This window comes from Arthrobacter sp. 10N44_2 (assembly GCF_056394385.1).
Map to the genome: position 1 here is coordinate 112,442 of NZ_JBFTHT010000007.1, position 21,247 is coordinate 133,688.

Here is a 21,247-nt window from a genome sequence, read left to right on the forward strand (position 1 = left end):
GCCATCTGTGGCGAACCGACGGAGCGCGGGCCCACACAGCCCCCTCCGGGCCCGCGCCCAGACGCGCCGTACCAAGCCCGCGGCCGAGGCAGACGCACCCTGGCACCCTCATGCCATGCCGCACCGCCCCAACCCCCGTGCAGCGTACCGATCTGACGCGAATGGCCGCTAAGCGCATCGGCTTAGCGGCCATCTGTGGCAAATCGAGAGAGCGCGGGCCCACACAGTCCCGGAAGGACCCGGAAGCACCCGGCCCGGGTGCGGTTATGGGCCCGGGTGCGGTTATGGGCCCGGGTGCGGTTATGGGCCGGGGTGCGGCTTACAGTCCCGAGTAGGAATGCAGGCCGTTGAAGAACTGGTTCACGATCGTGAAGTTGAAGACCACGCACAGGTAGCCGACGATCGACAGCCAGGCAGCACGGGTTCCGGTCCAGCCGCGGGTGGCGCGGGCGTGCAGGTATCCGGCGTAGACCACCCAGATCACGAACGTCCAGACTTCCTTCGTGTCCCAGCCCCAGAACCGGCCCCAGGCTTTCTCCGCCCAGATGGCGCCGAACATGAGCGTAAACGTCCAGCCGACGAACGCGATCGCGTTGATGCGGTAGGACAGGTTCTCCAGGCTCAGGGCGTTCGGGACCAGGCGCATGAACCCGAGCTTGTCGGCTCCGCCGGCGGCGATGGTCTTCTGCCGGTGCGACTGCACGAGCTGCAGCGCGGACATTGCGAAGGTCAGGGTGAACAGGGCCGAGGACATTACCGCGATGGAAACGTGGATGATCAGCCAGTAGCTCTGGAGCGCCGGCACGAGGTGGCCCACGGGGGTCCAGAAGGCGATGGAGGCGGCAACCAGCATGATGATGGCCAGGCCGATCACGAACGTGCCCAGGAAGCGCAGGTCGCGGCGGATCAGCACCAGCAGGAAGACGGCCACGGCCACGAACGCGCCCGTGGTGAGGAATTCGTACATGTTGCCCCACGGCACCCGGCCGGCACCGAGCGCGCGGGTGATCACGCCGGCCGCATGAATCGCGGCGCCGAGGACGGTCAGCGCGACGGCGACGCGGGCGGGGGCACGCCGCTCGCCGGCGTAGCGCATGCTGCCGTCGGCGGTCTGGCCCGCGCCTGCGGCGGTGCCGGGGCGGGAGGTGGCCGACGTCGGACGCTCGGCACGGCCTGCCGGGCCGCTGACGTCCGCATCGGAGCGGGCGACGTCGGCTCCGGCGGCCCCCGCACCGACGCCCACGGGAACGCGCGCGGCATTGGCCTCGGCCGCCGCGCCGGAGAGCTCCGCGGCCTTGAGATCCACCGCGCGCAGCGTCTTGCTGCTCTTGGCCAGGTCCCAGGCGAAGGCGATGAACGCCACCGTGTACGTGCCCGCGGCCAGCAGCATGAACAGCTCGCTGTACTGGCCCATGGTTTCGTTGATCGAGAACGGCATTACTGATCCTTCTTCGACTCGGAAGAGCCGGCTGTTGACTGGATGAAGTCTTCTGCGGGTTGTTCAGGAGCGGCGTGCGTGCCGCTGGCACCATTCGCGGCGGTATCCGCCCGGTCATTATCCGCTGTTGCGCTGGGAGCGGGCTGGGAGCCGGTCGCGGCCTCATCGCCCAACAGCCAATCGTCGGAAAGGAGTTTGCGGATTGCCGCGGCCTCCCCGGCCAGGCGGTGGTCCTCACCGCGGGCCAGGAGACCGTACTCCACCATGGTGCGGCCGTCCTCGTGGGTGCCGGTGCGGACCCAGACACGGCGGCGGTTCATATAGAGCGAGGTCACAAGCCCGGCCACGGCCAGGAGCGCGAAGATCAGGGCGTACAGCTGGCCGGGGTTGTGGTGGATGTCCACGCCGATGTAGCGCTTGACGCCGTCGAAGCTGATGGAACCCTTGCCGTTCGGCAGCGTGTAGCTGCTCCCGGGCGCCAGGACGATGCCCTTGGTGTCCAGGTTGCGGGCGTTGAGCGGCGTCAGTTTCTTGACGTCGAGCTCGAAGACGTTCTGCGGGGAGCCCGCGTCCAGGCCGAGGTCGCCGAAGTAGGAATTCAGGGTCAGCTGCGGGTTGATGAGCTCCGGATCACCGCTGAAGGACACGCCCTTGTCGGTGACAAACGCCGTCGGCAGGAAGAACCCGGCAAAGGCGAGCTGTTCGGGTTTGGCGTCCGGAACCTTGATCACCACGGAGGAGTAGTAGTTCTCGCCCTGGAGCTTGGCCACCACGGGTCCCTGCATGGCAACATTGCCCGCGCCGTCGCGAATCGTGACGACGGGAGCGTAGCCGTTGCCGGTGAGGTACACGCTGGTGCCGCCGAGGCTGAGGGGGTCGTTGACCTTGAGCACCTCCTTCTTGGCGGGTGCGTCCGGGTTTTCCTTCGTGGTCACGGCGGCGGTGAAGTCGATGGGCTGACCGAACTTGCCCTTCGATTCACGGTCGAAGGTGATGTCGAACTTGTCCAGCTGGACCGAATAGGGCTGCAGCTGGCTGCTCTGGAAATTGGTGCCGGGGGTGAACTGGTCGTAGCCGACGAGGGTGTTGACGAACGTGTCGCCCTCCACCAGGATGCGCTGCCCGCTGTAGCCGAAGAGGCCGCCGGCCGCCACCGAAACCAGCACTCCGATCAGCGCGGTGTGAAAGACGAGGTTGCCGACTTCCTTCAGGAAGCCGCGCTCGGCACCCAAGGACGGGCGGGCGCCGTCGCGGTCCCGCACGTCGACGCGGTAGCCGCGCTTTTTCAGCAGCTCGGCGGCGTCGGTGATGGCGGCCGACGCCGGGATCCCGGCGTCGGCCGGAATCACCAGGGTGCCGTATTCGGGGAGCCTGGACAGGCGGGCGGGGGTGCGCGGGGGCTGGGAGCGCATCGCTTTGTAGTGCGCGATGGCGCGCGGGATCACGCAGCCAATCAGCGAGACGAACAGCAGGATGTAGATCGCGGAAAACCAGGCCGAGGAGTAGACGTCGTAGAGCTGCACCGAGTCCAGGATCGAGCCGTAGTCCGGGTGGTCCTTGATGTACTGCGTGACAATCGCCGGGTTGGCCGGGCGCTGCGGGAACAGCGAGCCGGGCACGGCGGCGACGGCCAGCAGCAAGAGCAGGAACAGGGCTGTGCGCATGCTGGTCAGCTGCGTCCACGCCCACCGGAGCATGCCCAACGGACCCAGCATGGGCAGGACGGCCTCGGGCTTCGGGGACTTCTTCTTTTCGTTCACGCGCTCGCTCATCAGATTGGCAAATTCACATCGGTTTGGAACCAGTACTGCAACCCGGAGACCCAGGTGCCCCACACACCGCTCGCCATCAGGATCCCAAGCAGGATCAGGATGCCGCCGCCAGTGCGCTGGATGGCGAGCCGGTGGTTGCGGAAGAAGGACATCACGCCAATGCCGCGGCGCACGGCCAGGGCGATCAGCAGGAACGGGATTCCCAGCCCAAGGCTGTAGACGAACGCCAGGAACGCCCCCTTGGCCGCCGAGGAGCCGCCGGAGAGGCTAAGCAGCTGGACGGCCGAATACGTCGGACCGATGCACGGTGCCCAGCCCAGCCCGAAGGTGATGCCCAGCAAGGGCGCGCCCCAGAGACCGGCCGGGGGTTTGGCATGGATCTTGGCATCGCGCTGGAGCCAGCCGAAGCCGCCCATGAACACCACGCCCATGACGATCACCAGGACGCCCAGCAGCTGGGTGATCCACATGTTCTGCGAGCCCGTGATGAAGCTGCCCAGCTGCCCGAAGGCGCCGCCGAGCAGCACGAAGATCACGGAGAAGCCCAGGACGAACAGCCCGATGCCGGCCAGCATGCGCCCGCGCCTTTGCTTCTGCAGGTCGACGCCGGTCAGCCCCGTGACGTAGCCCAGGTATCCGGGCACCAGCGGGAGGACGCAGGGCGAGAGGAAGGAGACCAGTCCGGCCAGCAGCGCGACGGGAATGGCAAGCAGCAGCGATCCGTTCAGGATGGCTTCGGCGAAGGGGCTGTTCACGGTGGGGCCCCGCTACTCGGCCACGGCGGCGGCGATGAGGGACTTCAGGGTGCCCTGCTGGATTTCGCCCAGGACCCGGGAGGCGACGCGGCCCTGCTTGTCCAGCACGAGGGTGGTGGGCACGGCGCCGGGCGGCACGAGGCCGGAGACGGCCAGCAGCACGGCGCCGTCCTTGTCATTGAAGCTCGGGTACGTCAGGTTGAAGGTCTTGTCGAACGCGTCGGCCGTGGCCTTCTCATCGCGCAGGTTGACGCCGAAGAACTGTACGCCCTTGGTCTTGAATTCCTGGTTCAGCGCCTCGAGGGAGGGCGCCTCGACCCGGCAGGGGGCGCAGGCGGCAAACCAGAAGTTCAGCACGGTGACCTTGCCCGGGAAGTCCGCCGACGTGACGGCCGTGCCGTCGAACAGCGTCCCCTTGAGCGCCACGGGACTCTTGCGGTCCGCGACGGCGAACTCGGTGACGGACCCGTCGCCGGCCACGTAGTTCTTGTTGTCCCCGGCCTTGGCCTGTTTGGCGAGGGCGTCGTCCTGGGCGCAGCCGGACAGCCCGAACACCGCGGCCAGCGCGGCCCCGCCGGCGGTCAGGACGCTGCGGCGGGACAAAGGCATGTATTCGCGGCGGTTCGCGGCCATGGTCAGGCTCCCGGGGTGCTGGCGGCACCGGGCAGCAGGGCAGCAGCGGGCTCGCTGTAGTCGACGCGCACGAGGCCGCCGGCGTCGTCGAACACCAGGGATGTCAGTGACGTCAGGGTGCATTCGCGCTTGCGCGGGTCGTGCCACAACGGCCGGCCTTCGGCGCTGAGCCGCGTGGCCCAGATGGGCAGCTGGTGGCTGACAAGGATGGCTTCGGCCCCGTTGCCGCCCAGCTCGATGGCACGGATGCGTGCGTCCTGGACGGCCGCGATGACCCGCGCGGCCTGCTCCTTGTACGGCTCACCCCAGGAGGGCCGCAACGGGTTGTACAGCCGGGCCCAGTGTTTGGGACGCAGCAGCTCCGCCTTCGAGACGCGAAGGCCCTCAAAGTAGTTGGCGGCCTCGATGATGCGGGATTCGGTGGCAATCTCCAGGCCCAGGGCGTCGGCGATCGGCTGCGCCGTCTCCTGCGCGCGGGTCAGTGGGGACGCGGCGAGGTGGACGATCCTGGCCCCTTGCGCGGACCGCTCCCTGAAGTGTTCCGCCAGGGTGCGGGCCATCTCCCGGCCGAGTTCGGAGAGGTGGAATTCCGGCAGCCTGCCGTACAGGACACCATCGGGATTGTGGACCTCGCCGTGGCGGAGCAAATGAACAGTGGCTTGGGGCATGTCTACCAGTTTCTCAAAGATGCCGGTCGATCTGAAATCTTCTACGGGAGGTAGAACTGATGAGTTTGGAAAAATGTTCCCCGGAGTTGGAATAAAAGATGCAAATGCATGTTTATACTGAGTGAAGCAGTTAGTTGAGATTTCAACCAATGATGCTTCAACTAGCGATCAGACGAACCACCGCAGTACCAACCCGACTCAAGGAGAACCACCATGGCACTTCCCGCAAACGTCACCACCGGCACCTGGACCCTCGACCCGTCGCACAGCGAGATCGGCTTCACCGTCCGCCACGCCGGCATCAGCAAGGTCCGCGGTCAGTTCACCGACGCCGCCGCCACCCTGGACCTCGCCGAGAACGTCACCGACTCCAAGGTCAACGCCTCGATCAAGACCGCAAGCTTCGACTCCGGTGACGCCAACCGCGACGGCCACGTCCGCGGCGAAGATTTCTTCGACGTCGAGACGTTCCCGGAGATCTCCTTTGTATCCAACACCATCGTCCCCAAGGGCGACGCCTACGAGCTCCAGGGCGACCTCACCATCAAGGGCATCACCCGCCCCGTGGCCCTCGAGACCGAATTCAACGGCGTGGCCGTCGATCCCTTCGGCAACACCCGCGCCGGCCTCAGCGCCGAAACCACCATCAGCCGCAAGGACTTCGGGCTGACCTGGAACGCCGTCCTCGAAGCCGGCGGCGTGCTGGTCAGCGACAAGGTGGCCATCAACCTGGAACTGGCCTTCATCGCTCCCGCAGCGTAGCCAGCATCCAGTACGGTCGCGGCCCGGTCACTTCCGTCCGCGCCTGAGGGCCGACGCCGGTCAGCCGGCTCCAGCGCCCCGCTTCATCTTCGCGATGAAGCGGGGCGCTGTTGTTTTTCGCCGCTGCTGCCTGCCCCTCTTGGGCGCCGCCGTCGGGCACCGCGACGCGGCTGCAGATTCCCTAGATAACAGGGAAACGGCCGTCTACAGTGAGAGCCATGAGCAACCCGAGTGATGTACCTCCGCAGCAGCCGGGCGCCCAGCCGCCGGCGTCGGGCAGCGTCCCGCCCGCCGGCCCACCGCAGCTTCCCGCCAACCCGCCGCCCCCTCCCGGGTACCAGGCACCGCCTCCCGGATACCAGGCACCGCCTCCCGGATACCAGGCACCGCCTCCCGGATACCAGGCACCGCCTCCCGGGTACCAGGGCCAGCCGGCGTCGGCCGGCGGATTCCGCTTCGAGATGCCCACCGACCGCCCCAGGAACTTCGGCGATGCACTGCCTGCCGGCGGGCTCTCCGGCATGTTCAAGGTCGCTGCGATGCCCACCGAGCTGAAGGTCTCCTACTGGATCTGGCTGATCGGCGGGCTCCTGGGCCTCCTCGGTGGAGTCATCGGGTTGTTCGGGTCCTTCGTCCTGGTCGCCTTCGCGCCGGCGATCGGGCTCCTGGTGCTGCTGCTCGTGATCGTGGCGCTCGCACTGGCAACCGCTCAGATCATCCTGGCCATGAAGATGAAGGAAGGCCGGGAATGGGCCCGCTTCGCCCTCACCATCCTTGCCGGCATCTCCCTGGTGCTGACACTCATCAGTTCCGGCATCGCCGACGGCCGGGCGGGCGGAGGCCTGCCGGGCTTCCTCATCAGCCTCGTGGCGACCGTGCTCATGTGGCTGCCGAATGCACAGGCCTGGTTTGCCGCCAACCGGGGCCGAATCTAGGCCTGCCGCCGCACAGGGCACCCGCGGATTCGTGGCAGCGCCAGGGCTCCCCCGCCGCCACGCGCCGGCCATCGAAAGAGGCTTGAGAATACCTCTCAGGAATGATCCACACGGCGGCCGGGCCGCGGTACGGTTGAGCTAAACCATGCTGGGGGCAGGGCAGGATCTCTGATCCCGGTGGCCGATTCGATCGACACGCAAAGGACCGCTTCATGAGCAATCCCCCAGTCCAGCCCCCGCCTCGCAACGGCTCCGAGCCGGGCGGGGAATCCACTCCGGCGCCGCAGGCACCGCAGTACGGCCAGAACGCCCCGCAGGCACCGCAGACACCGCAGTACGGCCAGCAGACACCCCCCGCCTACGGCCAGAACGCCCCCCAGGCACCGCAGTACGGCCAGCAGACACCCCCCGCTTACGGCCAGAACGCCCCCCAGGCACCGCAGTACGGCCAGCAGACACCCCCCGCTTACGGCCAGAACGCCCCGCAGGCACCGCAGTACGGCCAGCAGCCACCCCCCGCCTACGGCCAGAACGCCCCCCAGACGCCGCAGTACGGCCAGCAGCCACCCCCCGCCTACGGCCAGAACGCCCCGCAGTCGCCGTACGGCCAGTCCCCCTACGCCCAGTACCCGTCCCAACAGCCGCAGGCTCCGGGCGCGGTTCCCCAGTTGGTCAATACGTCGTTCTGGCTGATCATCGCAGCCGGAGCCTTGTGGGTCATCTCCATGCTGGTATCCCTGGGAACCCTGGACACCCCTGCCGTCAGGGACATGTTCGAGCAGCAGATGGCAGCGAGCGGCACGAGCGTCGACTTCGAATCCATTAAGGGTGTCCTGATCGGCACGATCGTGGTGTTTGCCGCCATCAGCGCCGGGCTGTACGCCCTCGTGGCATTCAATGTCCGCAAGGGCAAGAACTGGGCCCGCATCCTGGGCACCGTGTTCGCGGCCTTGTCGGTCTTCAACATCATCCCGCTCAGCCTCGCCACCCTGGCGGCACTCGTGGGCATTGCGGCTATCGTGCTGCTTTACCTGCCCGCGGCAGCGCCGTATTTCCAGAAGCGGCAGCCCTTTGCCAACCCCTATGGACAGCCCGGAGCCCCCTTCGGGAAGTAGCTTCGCCAGGAACCCACCCAGTGGGGTACCACTCAGCGGGCGCGGGAACCGGAGGGCTGGCCGATCTTAGTCGGCGTCTTCCGGGTCCTGCGCCCTCTGTGCGTGGTAGGCCAGAATCTGCAGTTCCGTTGCCATGTCCACCTTGCGGAGGTTGACTCCCGGGGGGACCTGCAGCATCACCGGCGCGAAGCTGAGGATGCTCCGCACGCCGGCGGCTATCACCCGGTCGCAGACGTCCTGGGCCACCGCCGCGGGCAAGGCGAGGACCACCATGTTGGCACCGGTACGCTGCAGTACCGGCTCAAGGTCGGCGGCGTCGCTGACCCGCAGCCACCCGACTTCACTGCCCACCACCATCTGGTCGGCGTCGAAAATCGCCACAATGTCAAAGCCTCGAGACTCGAATCCGCCGTACCGGGCCAGGGCTTTGCCGAGGTTGCCCGCACCGACGATCGCGACTTTCCAGTCGTGCGTCAGCCCGAGGGCAGCGGCGATGTTGCGGTTGAGGTACTGGACCTCATAACCGACACCCCGGGTTCCGTAGGAGCCGACATAGGAGAGGTCCTTGCGCAGCGTCGAGGAACTGACTCCGGAGGCCTCGGCCAGCGACTCGGACGAGACCCGGTCCACCCCGTCAGCCAGCAGCGTGGTCAGGGCGCGCAGATAGATGGTCAGCCGGGCCACGGCCGCGGGCGGAATCTGTTTGGCCGCAGTCCCGGCTCCCCCGGGGACAGGCCCGGGAGATGAATCCAGCGAAGTCACTATCTGCTCCATTGCGTCGCGTTGTGCTTCCCACTCTAGAGCCCCCGCGCATCACGCAACAAAGCACCCCGCCGTCAGGAGGGCTGGTCGAGGATCCGTTGCAGGGTCCGGGTCAGGCGGGCCTCGTCGATCTTCCAGAAATCCCGCTGGACGCCGTCGACCAGCACCACCGGGATCTCCTCGGCGAAGCGTTCCCGCAGCCCGGCGTCGTCGTCCACCGATTTTTCCGACCAATCTAGTCCGAGCGCAGCGGTGACCCGGCCGACGGCGGCACGCGCCTCGGTGCACAGGTGACAGTCAGCCTTGGTGATCAGAACTACAGCAGGTAAGTGTGCGGGTTTGGCCATGCATCCACCGTAGCCCGGCGGCCACTTCGGCGTCGACGCGCGGAGCAGTCCGCCCGGGTCCGGGGCCGTCCTGCCGTCGCGTCGCGCGTCCCGCGGGCGGCCGGGGGCCCGTCATTGACTAGACTCGTGGCATGCCCGAGGAGAAATACGTCATTGTGGCCAATGAGCCTGCTGCATCGACGCAGCACGGCGAGGCCGCATTTTTCGACGTCGACAACACCCTCATGAAGGGCGCAAGCCTTTTCCATGTCGCCCGCAAGCTTCACCAGCGTGGCGCCTTCACCCTGCCGCAGGCTGCCGGGTTCGCCTGGAAGCAGTTCATGTTCGTGCTGCGCGGCGAAAACATGGATGACGTCCATGCCGTCCGCGATTCCGCCCTGACCCTGGCCGCCGGCATCACGGCCAAGGACATCGAGGCGTTGGGCGAAGAGGTCTACGACGAAATGATTGAGTCGCGGATCTGGCCGGGGGCAAAGGCCTTGGCCGAGCAGCATCTTCGGGTCGGGCGCAAGGTATGGCTCGTCACTGCGACGCCGATCGAGGTGGCCACTGTCATTGCCGCCCGGCTGGGCCTGACCGGGGCGCTGGGCACAGTGGGCGAGATCATGGACGGCTCGTACACGGGACGGCTTGTGGGCGAGATCCTCCATGGACCGGCCAAAGCGGTCGCAGTCCAGCAAATTGCCGAGGAGCAGGGTCTGGACCTGAGCCGCTGCTGGGCGTACAGCGATTCCCACAACGACATCCCGTTGCTGAGCATGGTGGGGCACCCCGTTGCCATCAATCCCGACTCCAAGCTGCGCCGCTACGCCCGCGAGCACAACTGGCCGGTCTACGACTTCCGTGCAGGCCGGCGCGCCGCCACTCTGGGCTTCAAGGCCGCAACGGTCGGAGGGGCCATCTACGGCCTGTGGCGGGGGTTCTCCCGCTTCCGCGGCCCCAGCCGCTAGGCCGCCCGCGGCTTCCGCTGCGGATTCGGACGGGCGCGGCGCGGATCAGGGCCGCCGTCCTCTGATTCCGCAGCCCGCGTCCGAAGCCGGTGCGAATCTACGCGCCACCTCCTCGGCGTCGCCCCGGCTGGCCCCAACGCAAATCAACCGCCGAAGGCAAGAAAAATGCCCGTCGCCTGGAAGGCAACGGGCATTTCATGCATTTCGAAGTATTGCTACTTCTTATTGCGACGCTGGTGGCGCGTCTTGCGAAGCAGCTTGCGGTGCTTCTTCTTGGCCATACGCTTGCGACGCTTCTTAATAACTGAACCCACGAAAGTTCCTTACCGGCTAGATGCAGTACCTGCCTGTTGGGAAGGGTCCGCGGGCTAAGCAGCAGACTGAAACAACTGACAGGTTCTTACAATGACGTAAAACGTTCCTTAACAGGGTACCGCCTCTGCGAGGCACCCCACGACCGCGGGCCCCGTGCGGGACCCAAAGCAGTCGATTCACGCTGTGATTGTTGCCGCTGACTGATCAGCCAGTTCCGGCGTGGCCGTCATTCCGGTCGACGACGGCACCCTTGAGGTACTGCTCGACGGCGTTTTCCGGCACGCGGTAGGAGCGGCCGAACCGCACGGCCGGCATCTCCCCCGAATGCACAAGACGGTACACAGTCATTTTCGATACCCGCATAAGTTCCGCGACTTCGGCCACGGTCAAAAAACGGGCCTTGGAGAAGTTGGCCTCCGTAGACATTTCCCTATTCCTTTGCTCAAGCGAACGGCAGCCCCACCTGTTGACATGGCGGTGTGCCGATGCTGAGCCATCAAACAACCATGTGTTAGCAACACTAGTTGCTCATGGTGCCAAAGTGAAAGACTTCCTCAGGAATCCCCACACGATTTCCGCAGGAATCTCGAAAATCCCGCGGCACGCTCCTCCTCCCTCAGGCACGGGTCCGCCGCCTGCGGGCCGAGGCGGCCAGCTGGCCCAGTACCGACGCCGTCACGTCCCAGTCCATGCAGGCATCAGTGACGCTCTGGCCGTAGACCAGCCCCTCCCGTCCGGAGCCGGTAACGGCGTTGACATCAAGGTTCTGGGCCCCGCCCACCAGGAAGCTCTCGAGCATGACGCCGGCGATGGCCCCGGCGGCGGCTCCGGCATTTTCCAGCTGCGCACCGATTTCGAGGGCGACCTCGGCCTGGCGGTGATGGTTTTTGCCGCTGTTGGCGTGGCTGGCGTCGACGATCAGACGGGGGTTGAGCTGCTTCGCGGCGAGTTTCGCTGAGGCCGCTTCAACATCGGCGGCTGAGTAGTTGGGGCCATTGCGCCCGCCGCGGAGGATGACGTGGGTGTCCGGGTTGCCGGCGGTAGCCACAAGCGCCGCCCGGCCGTCGTCGTCGATCCCGAGGAACGCCTGGGCGGCAGCGGCGGAGCTGCACGCGTCCAGCGCCACCTGGAGATCGCCGTCGGTCCCGTTCTTGAAGCCGATCGGCATCGACAGCCCGGAGGCCAGCTGGCGGTGGATCTGGCTCTCCGTGGTGCGGGCGCCGATCGCGCCCCAGGCGACCAGGTCCGCGACGTACTGGGGGCTGATTGGCTCAAGGAACTCGGTGGCGGTGGGCAGGCCGAGGGCGGTGACCTGGCGCAGGAAGGACCGGGCCGCGCGCAGGCCCGCGGCGATGTCGTGGCTGCCGTCCAGCCGGGGGTCGTTGATCAGGCCCTTCCAGCCCACCGTGGTGCGCGGCTTCTCGAAGTAGGTGCGCATGACGATCAGCAGGTCTTCGCGGTGCTTCTCTGCCTGGCTGACCAGCCGGCGGGCGTATTCCAGGCCCGCCTTGGGGTCGTGGATGGAGCAGGGGCCCACGATGACGAGCAGCCTGTCGTCCACACCGTCCATGATGGCCCGGACCTCGTCCCGGCCCCGCCCGACCACCTCGGCCAGGCGGGCCTCCAGGGGCAGTTCCGCCATGAGGTCCTGCGGGGTGGGCAGCGGGGTGAACTCGCTGACGCGCAGGTTCGAGGTGGAGTGTTGGGGGCCGGTGGCTGCTTCGATGCTCATATTCGGGTCCTGTTCCGGGTGCGGAGCGGGCCCTGGTCAGAACCCGCCGAAGAAACGGCGAAGGGCAGAGAATAATCTCTGCCCTGTTGGCTCTGAAGGAAAGTTGGATGCGTGTCAGTTAGACGCGGGCCCCTCCAGAGCCAACGAAAAATACGCATACCAACGGTTAGTCATAGCGTTGACCATAGCCCCGGAGCCGCGGCCGGAGCAAACGCCGGACGTAACAATCCGCGGGCGGCCAGTTCCGGGCGGCCAGGACCAGGTCCGTGGTCGCCGGGCAGGCACGTCGCGGCGGTGTTCGCCGGCACTGCCGCGAAATGACATCTCGACGCACATCGGCACCACCTAGAGTGTGAGGAAACCCAGCACAGCATCCGATCCGCAAATGGAGGCAGCCATGACGCACACCGTCCCGCCCGGCAACCCCGAGGCTCCGACCACTCCCGCGGCCACGGCCCCTGGCCCTGCGGTCTCCGCATCCGGGCACCACACAGCCGCGGCCGCCGGCGGGCTCCCTGCCGCGCTGAAGCGCCGCGTGCCCAAGTACGCCGACCTTGCTCCCCTGATGCAGTTCAAGAAGCCGGAATTCAGCCGGGCCGCCAGGCTGCGCCGTGCCAGCACCATCTGGGACCTGCGGGACATGGCCAAGCGCCGCACACCCCAGGCGCCCTTCGACTACACGGACGGCGCCGCCGAGGCCGAAATCTCCCTCCGCCGCGCCCGCCAGGCGTTCCTGGACATCGAATTCCGGCCCGGGGTCCTGCGGGACGTCTCCAGCATCGACCTCAGCACTGACATCCTGGGCGGGCCGTCCCGCCTCCCGGTGGGGATCGCGCCCACCGGTTTCACCCGGATGATGCAGTCCGAAGGCGAATACGCCGGTTCCCAGGCCGCCGCAGCCGCCGGCATTCCGTACACCCTCTCCACCATGGGCACGGCGTCCCTGGAGGACGTGGCCGCCGCCGCACCCACGGGCCGCAACTGGTTCCAGCTGTACCTGTGGACGGACCGGGAGCGTTCGCTGGAACTGATCCAACGTGCCGCCGCGGCGGGCAACGACACCCTCATGGTCACGGTGGACACCGCCGTCGCCGGCGCCAGGCTCCGCGACGTCCGCAACGGCATGACCATCCCGCCCGCCCTGACCCTCAAGACCGTCCTGGATGCGTCCTACCGGCCCGCGTGGTGGTTCAACTTCCTCACCCACGAGCCGCTGACCTTCGCGTCGCTCTCCCGCTACACGGGCACGGTCGCGGACCTCATCAACTCCATGTTCGATCCCACCCTGACCTTTGCCGACCTCGACTGGCTGCGCGAGACGTGGAAGGGCAAGCTCGTGGTCAAGGGCATCCAGACGGTCGAGGACGCCCGCAAGGTGGTGGACCATGGCGCGGACGGGATTGTGCTCTCCAACCACGGCGGCCGCCAGCTGGACCGGGCACCGATCCCGTTCCACCTGCTCCCGGAGGTCTCCGCGGCACTGAAGGCCGACCACAGCGACGCGGCGATCATCCTGGACACCGGCATCATGAACGGCGCGGACATCATCGCCGCCCTCGCCCTGGGCGCCGACTTCACGCTGATCGGCCGCGCCTACCTGTACGGGCTCATGGCCGGCGGCCGGGCCGGTGTGGACCGTGCGCTCCAGATCCTGGAGAAGGACATGGAACGCACCATGGCCCTGCTGGGCGTCAGCCGGGTCGCGGAGCTCACCCCCGAGCACGTGCGGATCCTCCGCACCCAGCACCTCTGACAAGCCCCCCGGGCACCCGAACGATCGGCCAGGTGCCTTTGGGCGGAGCGGATGGCCGCGCGCATACCCAGGGCGGCATACGCGGGGCAGGAAAGCCTACTTCTTGCGGCCGAATTTGGGCAGGTTGGCCAGGAGATCGGCGGCCCTGGTGGCGGCCCGGCCCACGGTCCGCCCGATCTGCTGGGGCATCTTGTCTTCCCCCGCCGTTCCCACCGGGATGACGACGGCGGGGCTCAGCGGGCTGCCGGCAGGGCGGCCCGCCAGTGCTGCGGCGGGTTGCGCGGCGACCGGTTGTGGGACGGCTGGTTGCGGAACAGCGGCGGCGGCCAGACCTTCCGGGACGGCTGCGGGGACGGCTGCGGGGCCGGCTTCGGGGTGGAGGGCGGCGGCCGCGTCCGCCGTCGCGGCGGGGCCGACGTCGAACGCCTGCAGCCAGGTCGCGATCCCGGTGAGCGGCTTGGGGTTGAGCGTGTAATACCGCTTCTGGCCCTGGGCGCGCATGCTCACCAGGTCCGCTTCCCGCAGGACTTTGAGATGTTTGGAAATGGTGGGCTGGCTTGCTTCAAGCTCCTGGACCAGTTCCCCCACCGCTTTGTCCCCCTTGCGGAGGGCTATCAGAATGTCACGCCTGGTTGCCTCAGCAATGACGGCAAATACGTCGTCTGTCACCATGCCCTCCACACTAGCGACATATACGCCAGATGGCATCCACGAATTGTTGCGTTGGTGCAAGCCCCCAAGCCCGGCCCGGATTCAGTCGAACCAGGGGTCCAGTCCGTGCAGGGGAAACACTTCCTTGCGGGTGGCCATGATGGTGCGGTCCACCTCGTCGTTGGGGTCGAAACCCACTTCCCAGGACCGCCACCAGAGGTCCACGTCGTCGCCCATCGTCTCGGGGGGCTCCACGCCGAACCTGGCGCCATATTTGTCTTTGACGTAGTTGCGCCAATCCTCCGGAACCGGGGTGCGCAGCGGCACCGGGCGGCCGGCGGCGATGGCTATGAGGTGGCTCCAGGACCGCGGCACCACGCTGACCACGTTGTAGCCGCCGCCCCCGGTGGAAATCCACCGGTTCTCGCAGTACCGTGCGGCGAGGTTTCCGATCGCCGTGGCGGCCTCGCGCTGGCCGTCCACACTGATGTTCAGGTGCGTGAGCGGGTCAAGCCGGTGCGAGTCGCAGCCGTGCTGGCTGACGATCACTTCCGGTTCGAACGCGCCAATGAGCTGGGGCACGACGGCGTGGAAGGCCCGCAGCCACCCGGCGTCGACGGTGCCGGCCGGGAGGGCGACGTTCACGGCGCTGCCCTGCGCGTTCGGTCCGCCGATCTCGTTGGCAAACCCGGTGCCCGGGAAGAGAGTCAGTCCGGATTCGTGCAGCGAAATGGTCAGGACGCGCGGATCGTCCCAGAAGATGCTTTGCGTGCCGTCGCCGTGGTGCGCATCGACGTCGACGTAGGCCACCCGCCGGACGCCGCCGTCGAGCAGCCGCTGGACCGCGAGGGCGGCGTCGTTGTAGATGCAAAAACCGCTCGCGCGGTCCCGGGAGGCGTGGTGCATCCCGCCGCCGAAGTTCACGGCCCGCACGGCGCTGCCGTCCAGGACAGCTGCGGCCGCCAGCAGGGAACCGCCGGCCAGCCGGGCACTGGCTTCGTGCATGCCGGCAAAGGCCGGGTCATCCTCGGTTCCGAGACCCCTGGCGTGGTCGGAGGTGTCCGGGTTTGCGCTCACGCGCCGCACGGCGGCCACAAACTCCGGGCTGTGGACCGCGCCCAGCTCCGCGTCGGTGGCGACGTCCGGAGCCGCTACCGTGACGTGGTCCAGATCCAGCAGTCCAAGGCTGCCGGCCAGCTTCGCTGTGAGCTCCATGCGCTCCGGCGCCATCGGGTGGGAGTGGCCAAAGTTGTAGGCAGTCATGGCTGGGGCCCACACCACCGTCGTCGGCAGCGCGGTCTGAGCGAGTCCGGGCAGGAATGTCATCACTCACAGGCTACCCGAGCCGTCCCCGGCCTCCCGCGCGCGCACGGGCGTTCCCCCGGCCATTACCCGGTGTTTAGTGGTTTACTACTTGGGGAAGAAGTTTCAACCGAGGAAGAACATGACGCAAAGCCAGTCGAGGTCCACGAGCCCGGCCAGCTGGCAGCCAGGCCTGCCGGAGCGGGAAGGCCTGTGGATCTTCACACGCCTGCGCGACTTCATTGACAGCATCGCGAACAGCTCACCCGCCCGCCTGGCGCTCTCGGCGTTCGGCGTCGTGATTCTGGTCTTCACCGCTTTGCTCTCGCTGCCCTTAGCTTCCGCGACGGGACAAGTCACACCACTGCATCAGGCGTTCTTCACCGCGGCGTCCGCTGTCTGCGTCACGGGACTGACCGTGGTCTCCACCGCTGTGCACTGGTCCTTCTTCGGCCAGCTCGTGATCCTGGTCGGCATTTTCGTGGGCGGCCTGGGCACCTTGACCCTCGCGTCGCTGCTGGCGCTCATGGTCAGCAAGAGACTCGGTGTCCGCGGCAAGCTGATCGCCCAGGAGGCCATGAACGCCGGCCGGCTCGGCGAAGTCGGTACGCTGCTCCGGATCGTGATCGTGACCTCCGTGGTGATCGAGGCCGCCCTGGCCGTGACCCTGATCCCCCGCTTCCTGGTCCTCGGGGAGAGCTTCCCGCAGGCCGTCTGGCACGGGGTCTTCTATGCCATTTCATCGTTCAACAACGCCGGGTTCACGCCGCATTCGGACGGAATCGTGCCGTACGAAACCGATCTCTGGATCCTTGTCCCGTTGATGCTCGGGGTATTCCTGGGCAGCCTGGGCTTCCCTGTGGTCATGGTGCTGCACCAGAACGGGTTCCGGTGGAAGAAATGGAACCTCCACACCAAGCTGACCATCCAGGTGTCCTTCATTCTCCTGGCCGCCGGCACGGTCCTCTGGGGCTTCCTGGAGTGGGACAACCTGCGCACCATCGGGGACATGGACCTCGGCGACAAGATCACGCATGCGCTCTTTGCCTCAGTCATGTTGCGCTCCGGCGGCTTCAACCTCGTGGACCAGAACCACATGGAGTCCACCACCATGTTGCTCTCCGATGCCCTCATGTTCGCCGGCGGAGGTTCCGCATCCACGGCCGGCGGCATCAAGGTCACCACCATCGCCGTGATGTTCCTGGCGATCACCGCCGAGGCCCGCGGCGACGCGGACGTGAAGATCTACGGCCGCACCATCCCCGAGGGCACCATGCGCGTGGCCATCTCGGTGATCGTCGCCGGCGCCACCCTCGTCTCGGTCTCGGCCCTCCTGCTCCTGCATATCAGCCATGCATCCCTGGACCGGGTCCTGTTTGAAACCATTTCCGCCTTCGCCACCGTGGGCCTCAGCACCAACCTCAGTGCAGAGTTGCCGCCGGAGGGGGTTTACGTCCTCGCTTTGCTCATGTTCGCCGGGCGCGTCGGGACGGTCACCCTTGCCGCCGGCCTGGCCCTGCGCCAGCGCAGCCAGCTGTACCACTACCCGGAAGAGAGACCGATCATTGGCTAGTTCCTCAGGCGCCGTCAACCGCCCCGCCCACAACGCCCCCGTGCTGGTGATCGGGCTGGGCCGTTTTGGTGCATCCACCGCAGAACAGCTGGTCAAGCAGGGCCGGGAGGTCCTGGCCATTGAACGCGACCGCGCCCTCGTCCAGAAGTGGGCGAGCGTCCTGACGCACGTGGTGGAAGCCGACGCCACCAACATCGATGCCCTCCGCCAGCTCGGCGCCCAGGAATTCAGTTCCGCCGTCGTGGGCGTGGGCACCTCGATCGAATCCTCGGTGCTGATCACGGTGAACCTCGTGGACCTGGGAATCGAACACCTCTGGGTCAAGGCGATCACGCCCTCGCACGGCAAGATCCTCACCCGCATCGGCGCCAACCATGTCATCTACCCGGAGGCCGACGCCGGTGTTCGCGCCGCGCACCTGGTCTCCGGGCGCATGCTGGACTTCATCGAGTTTGACGACGACTTCGCGATCGTCAAGATGTACCCGCCGCGCGAGACCGTGGGCTTCACCCTCGATGAGTCCAAGGTCCGGTCCAAGTACGGCGTCACGATTGTGGGCGTGAAGTCCCCGGGCGAGGACTTCACCTACGCACGGCCGGAAACCAAGGTTTCCTCGCGGGACATGCTCATCGTTTCGGGCCACGTGGACCTGCTCGAACGGTTCGCTGCCCGCCCCTAGGCCGCAAGCGGAGCCTGCGGCTCCCAGGGCTGCGGCTCCGGTGTCCGCCCGGGCCGGCTCAGGCGAGCTGTCGGGTGATTTCTGCGGCGCGCTCAGCCGCCGCGCGGGCGCCGTCGGCAATGATGGCCGGCAGTCCGCGCTCGTCAAAGGTGGCGATGGCCCGTTCCGTGGTGCCGTTCGGGCTCGTGACCGCCTTGCGCAATGCGGCAGGATCCGCGCCGGGCTCAGCCAGCATGAAGCCCGCCCCGGCGACGGTCTCGCGGGCCAGCAACAGCGACAGCTCCGGGTCCAGGCCCAGTCGCGCCCCGGCCTCGGCCATGGCCTCCGCCAGGTAGAAGGCGTAGGCCGGGCCCGAGCCGCTGATCGCGGAGAGGGCGTCCACCTGCTCTTCCGGGATCTCCACGACCGTGCCGGCGGCGGCGAGGATGTCCTTGGCGCGCTGGAGTTGCCCGGCGGAGCAGCTGGTCCCGGGCGAGACGGAGACCACGCCGCGGCCCAGCTTTGCCGGCGTGTTCGGCATTGTGCGGATGACGGGCTGGCCGGCCGGCAGCGCCGCCTCCAGCTGCTCCAGTGACACGGCGGCCGCAACGCTGATGACGATCGTGCCCGGTGAAAGGGATCCGCTGATTTCCCGGGCCAGGTCCGCGATCCCCACGGGTTTGACGCCCAGTATCACGACGGCGGAGCCGGTGGCGGCCTGTTTATTGTTGTCCGGCTCTTCTTCGCCCGCGATGGCGGTGATCCCGGGGTGGCGCTGGGCCAGCTCGGCCGCGCGCCCGGCCCGGCGGACGGTTGCGACAATGTCGCCCGGGTCGACGCCGCCGTCGATCAGCCCCGCCATAATTGCCTCGTTCATTGACCCACAGCCCAGGAATGCGATTCGGTTGCTCATGTCCCCATCATTGCAGTCTGACGTGATTCCCAGCCAGCTCCCACCTTCAGCGCAGTCAGCGCACAACTTTGGAACCTAACGTTGTAACTACCTCATTGAGGGTGCGAGTGATGCAGCAGGCATGCGGATGCCTGCGCGGCACCGGTGGTTGCAGCGGGTTTTCCCATTTTCCCGCAGCGGACCGCCGGTGCCTTTGCCGTTTAAAGCCCCCGCGGCGGAGCCGGCCACCCCCCCCCCCCCCCCCGGGGACGCCGTCGGATTGCCAGCGAACACACAGGGAAAACTCGCTGCGCACCCATGATCGGCCATTACCTTGGAAAGTGCCTCAACAGGTGCGAGTGATGATAGCCGGTTCCCCCGGAGCCGGCGGTGCGCCGGGCGATTTGCAGCAGAGTTCCCCCAAGTCCTGCTCCAGATCGCCCGGCCCTACTCTTTTAACCGGTGCGAACGGGCCCGCCACGGGCGCGGCCCGGCCCAGGTTTCCAACCGGCTGCTTTCTACCCGTCTGCGGCCCCGCCGAACACCGGGCTGCGGAGCTTGCCTTCCAGGAACCGGCGTTCCGCGGCGCTGCCGGCAAGCGCCAGCGCCCGCCTGTAGCCTTCGGCGGCCTCCGGATAGCGGCGCAGCCGCACCAGGAAGTCGGCGCGGACGGCGTGGAAGAGGTAGTAGGTGTCCAGTCCCAGGCCCTCGACCGCCGCCAGCCCGGCAACGGGCCCGTGGAGCTCTGCCAGGGCCACGGCGCGGTTCAGCGCCACGACAGGACCCGGCGCGACGGCCAGAAGCTGGTCATACAACTGCAGGATCTGCGCCCAGTCGGTGTCCCCGGCGGCCGCGGCGTCGCTGTGGACGGCGTTGATCGCCGCCTGGAGCTGATACGGTCCCGGCTGGTTCCGGCGCAGGCACCGGCGCACCAGCTCACGGCCTTCGGCGGCCAGGGCGCTGTCCCAGTGCCCCCGGTCCTGGGCCGCGAGCAGCACCAGTCCCCCGTCGGGGGTGAATCGCGCGGCGCGGCGGGACTCGATGAGCAGCATCAGCGCCAGCAGTCCCGCCGCTTCCGGTTCGTCCGGCACCAGCGACGCCAACAGCCTGCCGAGACGGATGGCTTCCGTGCAGAGCTCCGTACGTTCCGGGCCGTCGGCGGGTCCCGCGGTGTAGCCCTCGTTGAAGATGAGGTAGACCACCGCCAGCACCGATTGCAGCCGTTCGGGCAGGTCGGCGCCCTGCGGGACCCGGTATGGGACCTTGGCATCCCGGATTTTCGCTTTGGCCCGGACCAGCCGCTGCGCCATGGTCGCTTCCGGGACCAGGAAGGCCCTGGCGATTTCCGCCGTCGTCAATCCACCCAGAAGCCGCAGCGTCAGCGCCACCTGGGCGGACCCGGCCAGGGCAGGATGGCAGCACGTGAAAATCAGCCGCAAAGTATCGTCGTCCACGTCCTCCCCTGACTGTTCCGCCAGGAACTGCTCTTCGGCGGCCGGCGCGGGTCCGGCCCCGGACCGCGCCGCCGCGAGCAGGGCCGCCTGTGCGTGCTTGTCCTCGCGTGAGGCTTCCCGCCGCAGCCGGTCAATCGCCCGGTGCCGTGCCGTCGTGATGATCCAGCCAGCCGGGCTGGGCGGGATACCGGCCGAGGGCCAGTGCTGGACCGCCGCGGCAAAAGCATCCTGGACGGCGTCCTCGGCAATATCGATGTTCCCGAACGTCCGCGTCAGAACGGCTACGGCGCGGCCGTACTCGCGCCGGAACACCCGGGCGATGTCCGCCTCGGTCGCTGCCTCATGTCCGCGGCGCTCACCCACACCAGCACCCCCGACCGGCGGCTAGTGCTGGAACGGACGGACTTCGACGGGAAGTGTGGTGGCGCCGGCCAGCTTCCTTGCCCAGCCAAGGGCCGCGTCCAGATCCTCGGCCTCGATCACGGTGAATCCGCCGAGGTGCTCCTTGCCTTCGGTGAACGGCCCGTCGGTCACCAGGATCTCGCCACCGTTGGGCCGCAGGACTGTCGCGGACTCCGCCGGGTGGAGACCCGCGGCGAACACCCAGGCCCCCGCCGCCTGCATTTCATGGTTCAGGGCCGCCAGGTCACGCATGATGGGTTCGAGGAACTCAGGGTCCGGGGCAGGGCCGTCCGGCTGGTAAATGCTGAGCAGGTACTGCGTCATTTCGGGTGCCTCCTTGTCGAATCGGCCGGCGCCGTGCCGGCCTCTCAGCACTTA

The 21,247-nt window shown here is 67.5% G+C and carries 22 protein-coding genes; 7 read left to right on the forward strand and 15 right to left on the reverse strand.

Translation table 11 applies throughout. The features are described from left to right. Window positions 1-319: 319 nt before the first annotated feature. From ccsB to AC1DBX_RS10020, 5 genes are read right to left on the reverse strand one after another with little or no spacing between them, the layout of a single operon-like run. Window positions 320-1,438: a c-type cytochrome biogenesis protein CcsB gene (gene ccsB, locus AC1DBX_RS10000; RefSeq protein ID WP_459385545.1), complete on the reverse strand. Its 1,119-nt coding sequence runs from the start codon at window positions 1,436-1,438 to the stop codon at window positions 320-322. Next, on the reverse strand, window positions 1,438-3,210 hold the full coding sequence (gene resB / locus AC1DBX_RS10005) for a cytochrome c biogenesis protein ResB (RefSeq protein ID WP_476931666.1): 1,773 nt from the start codon (window positions 3,208-3,210) through the stop codon (window positions 1,438-1,440). Before resB ends, ccsB begins: the two co-directional genes overlap by 1 nt. Next, window positions 3,210-3,965, reverse strand: coding sequence for a cytochrome c biogenesis CcdA family protein (locus tag AC1DBX_RS10010; RefSeq protein WP_028278104.1), 756 nt, complete (start codon window positions 3,963-3,965; stop codon window positions 3,210-3,212). Before AC1DBX_RS10010 ends, resB begins: the two co-directional genes overlap by 1 nt. 12 nt (window positions 3,966-3,977) lie before the next feature. Beyond that, window positions 3,978-4,598: a TlpA family protein disulfide reductase gene (locus AC1DBX_RS10015; protein ID WP_476850216.1), complete on the reverse strand. Its 621-nt coding sequence runs from the start codon at window positions 4,596-4,598 to the stop codon at window positions 3,978-3,980. A 2-nt stretch (window positions 4,599-4,600) separates the two neighbouring features. Next, complete coding sequence (locus tag AC1DBX_RS10020; RefSeq protein WP_230010601.1) at window positions 4,601-5,266, reverse strand: histidine phosphatase family protein; 666 nt, start codon at window positions 5,264-5,266, stop codon at window positions 4,601-4,603. A gap of 213 nt (window positions 5,267-5,479) precedes the next feature. On the opposite strand from AC1DBX_RS10020, the gene AC1DBX_RS10025 reads away from it, so the two are divergent. The 3 genes from AC1DBX_RS10025 (at window position 5,480) to AC1DBX_RS10035 (ending at window position 8,078) form a co-directional block, all read left to right on the forward strand. Then, window positions 5,480-6,028 carry a YceI family protein gene (locus AC1DBX_RS10025; protein WP_028278101.1) on the forward strand — a complete coding sequence of 183 codons (549 nt, stop codon included), beginning with the start codon at window positions 5,480-5,482 and terminating at the stop codon, window positions 6,026-6,028. A gap of 218 nt (window positions 6,029-6,246) precedes the next feature. Next, window positions 6,247-6,963: a hypothetical protein gene (locus AC1DBX_RS10030; protein WP_476931667.1), complete on the forward strand. Its 717-nt coding sequence runs from the start codon at window positions 6,247-6,249 to the stop codon at window positions 6,961-6,963. 212 nt (window positions 6,964-7,175) lie between these two features. Further along, window positions 7,176-8,078, forward strand: coding sequence for a Yip1 family protein (locus AC1DBX_RS10035; RefSeq protein WP_476931668.1), 903 nt, complete (start codon window positions 7,176-7,178; stop codon window positions 8,076-8,078). Between the two features lie 66 nt (window positions 8,079-8,144). On the opposite strand, the gene AC1DBX_RS10040 is transcribed toward AC1DBX_RS10035, so the two are convergent. Together AC1DBX_RS10040 and AC1DBX_RS10045 are read right to left on the reverse strand one after the other, a co-directional pair. Next, complete coding sequence (locus AC1DBX_RS10040) at window positions 8,145-8,840, reverse strand: redox-sensing transcriptional repressor Rex (RefSeq protein ID WP_079555510.1); 696 nt, start codon at window positions 8,838-8,840, stop codon at window positions 8,145-8,147. 74 nt (window positions 8,841-8,914) lie between these two features. Next, window positions 8,915-9,187, reverse strand: coding sequence for a glutaredoxin family protein (locus AC1DBX_RS10045; protein WP_476855540.1), 273 nt, complete (start codon window positions 9,185-9,187; stop codon window positions 8,915-8,917). 131 nt (window positions 9,188-9,318) lie between these two features. On the opposite strand from AC1DBX_RS10045, the gene AC1DBX_RS10050 reads away from it, so the two are divergent. Continuing rightward, window positions 9,319-10,137, forward strand: coding sequence for an HAD family hydrolase (locus tag AC1DBX_RS10050; RefSeq protein ID WP_018775047.1), 819 nt, complete (start codon window positions 9,319-9,321; stop codon window positions 10,135-10,137). Between the two features lie 215 nt (window positions 10,138-10,352). Here the strand turns inward: AC1DBX_RS10050 and AC1DBX_RS10055 are convergent, their stop codons facing one another. The 3 genes from AC1DBX_RS10055 to AC1DBX_RS10065 all read right to left on the reverse strand — a co-directional run bounded on the left by AC1DBX_RS10055 (window position 10,353) and on the right by AC1DBX_RS10065 (window position 12,184). Further along, window positions 10,353-10,451, reverse strand: coding sequence for a 30S ribosomal protein bS22 (locus tag AC1DBX_RS10055; RefSeq protein WP_003792170.1), 99 nt, complete (start codon window positions 10,449-10,451; stop codon window positions 10,353-10,355). 205 nt (window positions 10,452-10,656) lie between these two features. Next, entirely contained in the window at window positions 10,657-10,878 is a 222-nt protein-coding gene (locus AC1DBX_RS10060; RefSeq protein WP_018775046.1) for a helix-turn-helix domain-containing protein, read from the reverse strand. A gap of 190 nt (window positions 10,879-11,068) precedes the next feature. Then, entirely contained in the window at window positions 11,069-12,184 is a 1,116-nt protein-coding gene (locus AC1DBX_RS10065; protein ID WP_476850221.1) for a 3-deoxy-7-phosphoheptulonate synthase, read from the reverse strand. A gap of 397 nt (window positions 12,185-12,581) precedes the next feature. Here AC1DBX_RS10065 and AC1DBX_RS10070 point away from each other — a divergent pair, with 397 nt between their 5' ends. Further along, entirely contained in the window at window positions 12,582-13,937 is a 1,356-nt protein-coding gene (locus AC1DBX_RS10070; protein WP_476931669.1) for an alpha-hydroxy acid oxidase, read from the forward strand. A 96-nt stretch (window positions 13,938-14,033) separates the two neighbouring features. Here the strand turns inward: AC1DBX_RS10070 and AC1DBX_RS10075 are convergent, their stop codons facing one another. Continuing rightward, window positions 14,034-14,609: an ArsR/SmtB family transcription factor gene (locus AC1DBX_RS10075; RefSeq protein WP_476850272.1), complete on the reverse strand. Its 576-nt coding sequence runs from the start codon at window positions 14,607-14,609 to the stop codon at window positions 14,034-14,036. 81 nt (window positions 14,610-14,690) lie between these two features. Next, window positions 14,691-15,914, reverse strand: a complete 1,224-nt coding sequence (locus tag AC1DBX_RS10080; protein ID WP_476855537.1) for an acetoin utilization protein AcuC — start codon at window positions 15,912-15,914, stop codon at window positions 14,691-14,693. Between the two features lie 118 nt (window positions 15,915-16,032). Here AC1DBX_RS10080 and AC1DBX_RS10085 point away from each other — a divergent pair, with 118 nt between their 5' ends. Both AC1DBX_RS10085 and AC1DBX_RS10090 read left to right on the forward strand, forming a co-directional pair. Then, window positions 16,033-17,463 (forward strand): TrkH family potassium uptake protein, encoded by a 1,431-nt coding sequence (locus AC1DBX_RS10085; protein ID WP_476931670.1) that lies wholly within the window; start codon window positions 16,033-16,035, stop codon window positions 17,461-17,463. A 40-nt stretch (window positions 17,464-17,503) separates the two neighbouring features. Further along, entirely contained in the window at window positions 17,504-18,142 is a 639-nt protein-coding gene (locus AC1DBX_RS10090; RefSeq protein WP_374208249.1) for a potassium channel family protein, read from the forward strand. Window positions 18,143-18,200: 58 nt separating this feature from the next. On the opposite strand, the gene proC is transcribed toward AC1DBX_RS10090, so the two are convergent. From proC to AC1DBX_RS10105, 3 genes are all read right to left on the reverse strand, one after another. Further along, window positions 18,201-19,034 (reverse strand): pyrroline-5-carboxylate reductase, encoded by an 834-nt coding sequence (proC, locus tag AC1DBX_RS10095; RefSeq protein WP_476850224.1) that lies wholly within the window; start codon window positions 19,032-19,034, stop codon window positions 18,201-18,203. Between the two features lie 497 nt (window positions 19,035-19,531). After that, window positions 19,532-20,830 (reverse strand): RNA polymerase sigma factor, encoded by a 1,299-nt coding sequence (locus tag AC1DBX_RS10100; RefSeq protein WP_476931671.1) that lies wholly within the window; start codon window positions 20,828-20,830, stop codon window positions 19,532-19,534. A gap of 21 nt (window positions 20,831-20,851) precedes the next feature. After that, a complete protein-coding gene (locus AC1DBX_RS10105) occupies window positions 20,852-21,193 on the reverse strand; it encodes a YciI family protein (protein ID WP_028277719.1) in 342 nt (113 codons plus the stop codon). Between the last annotated feature and the right edge of the window lie 54 nt (window positions 21,194-21,247).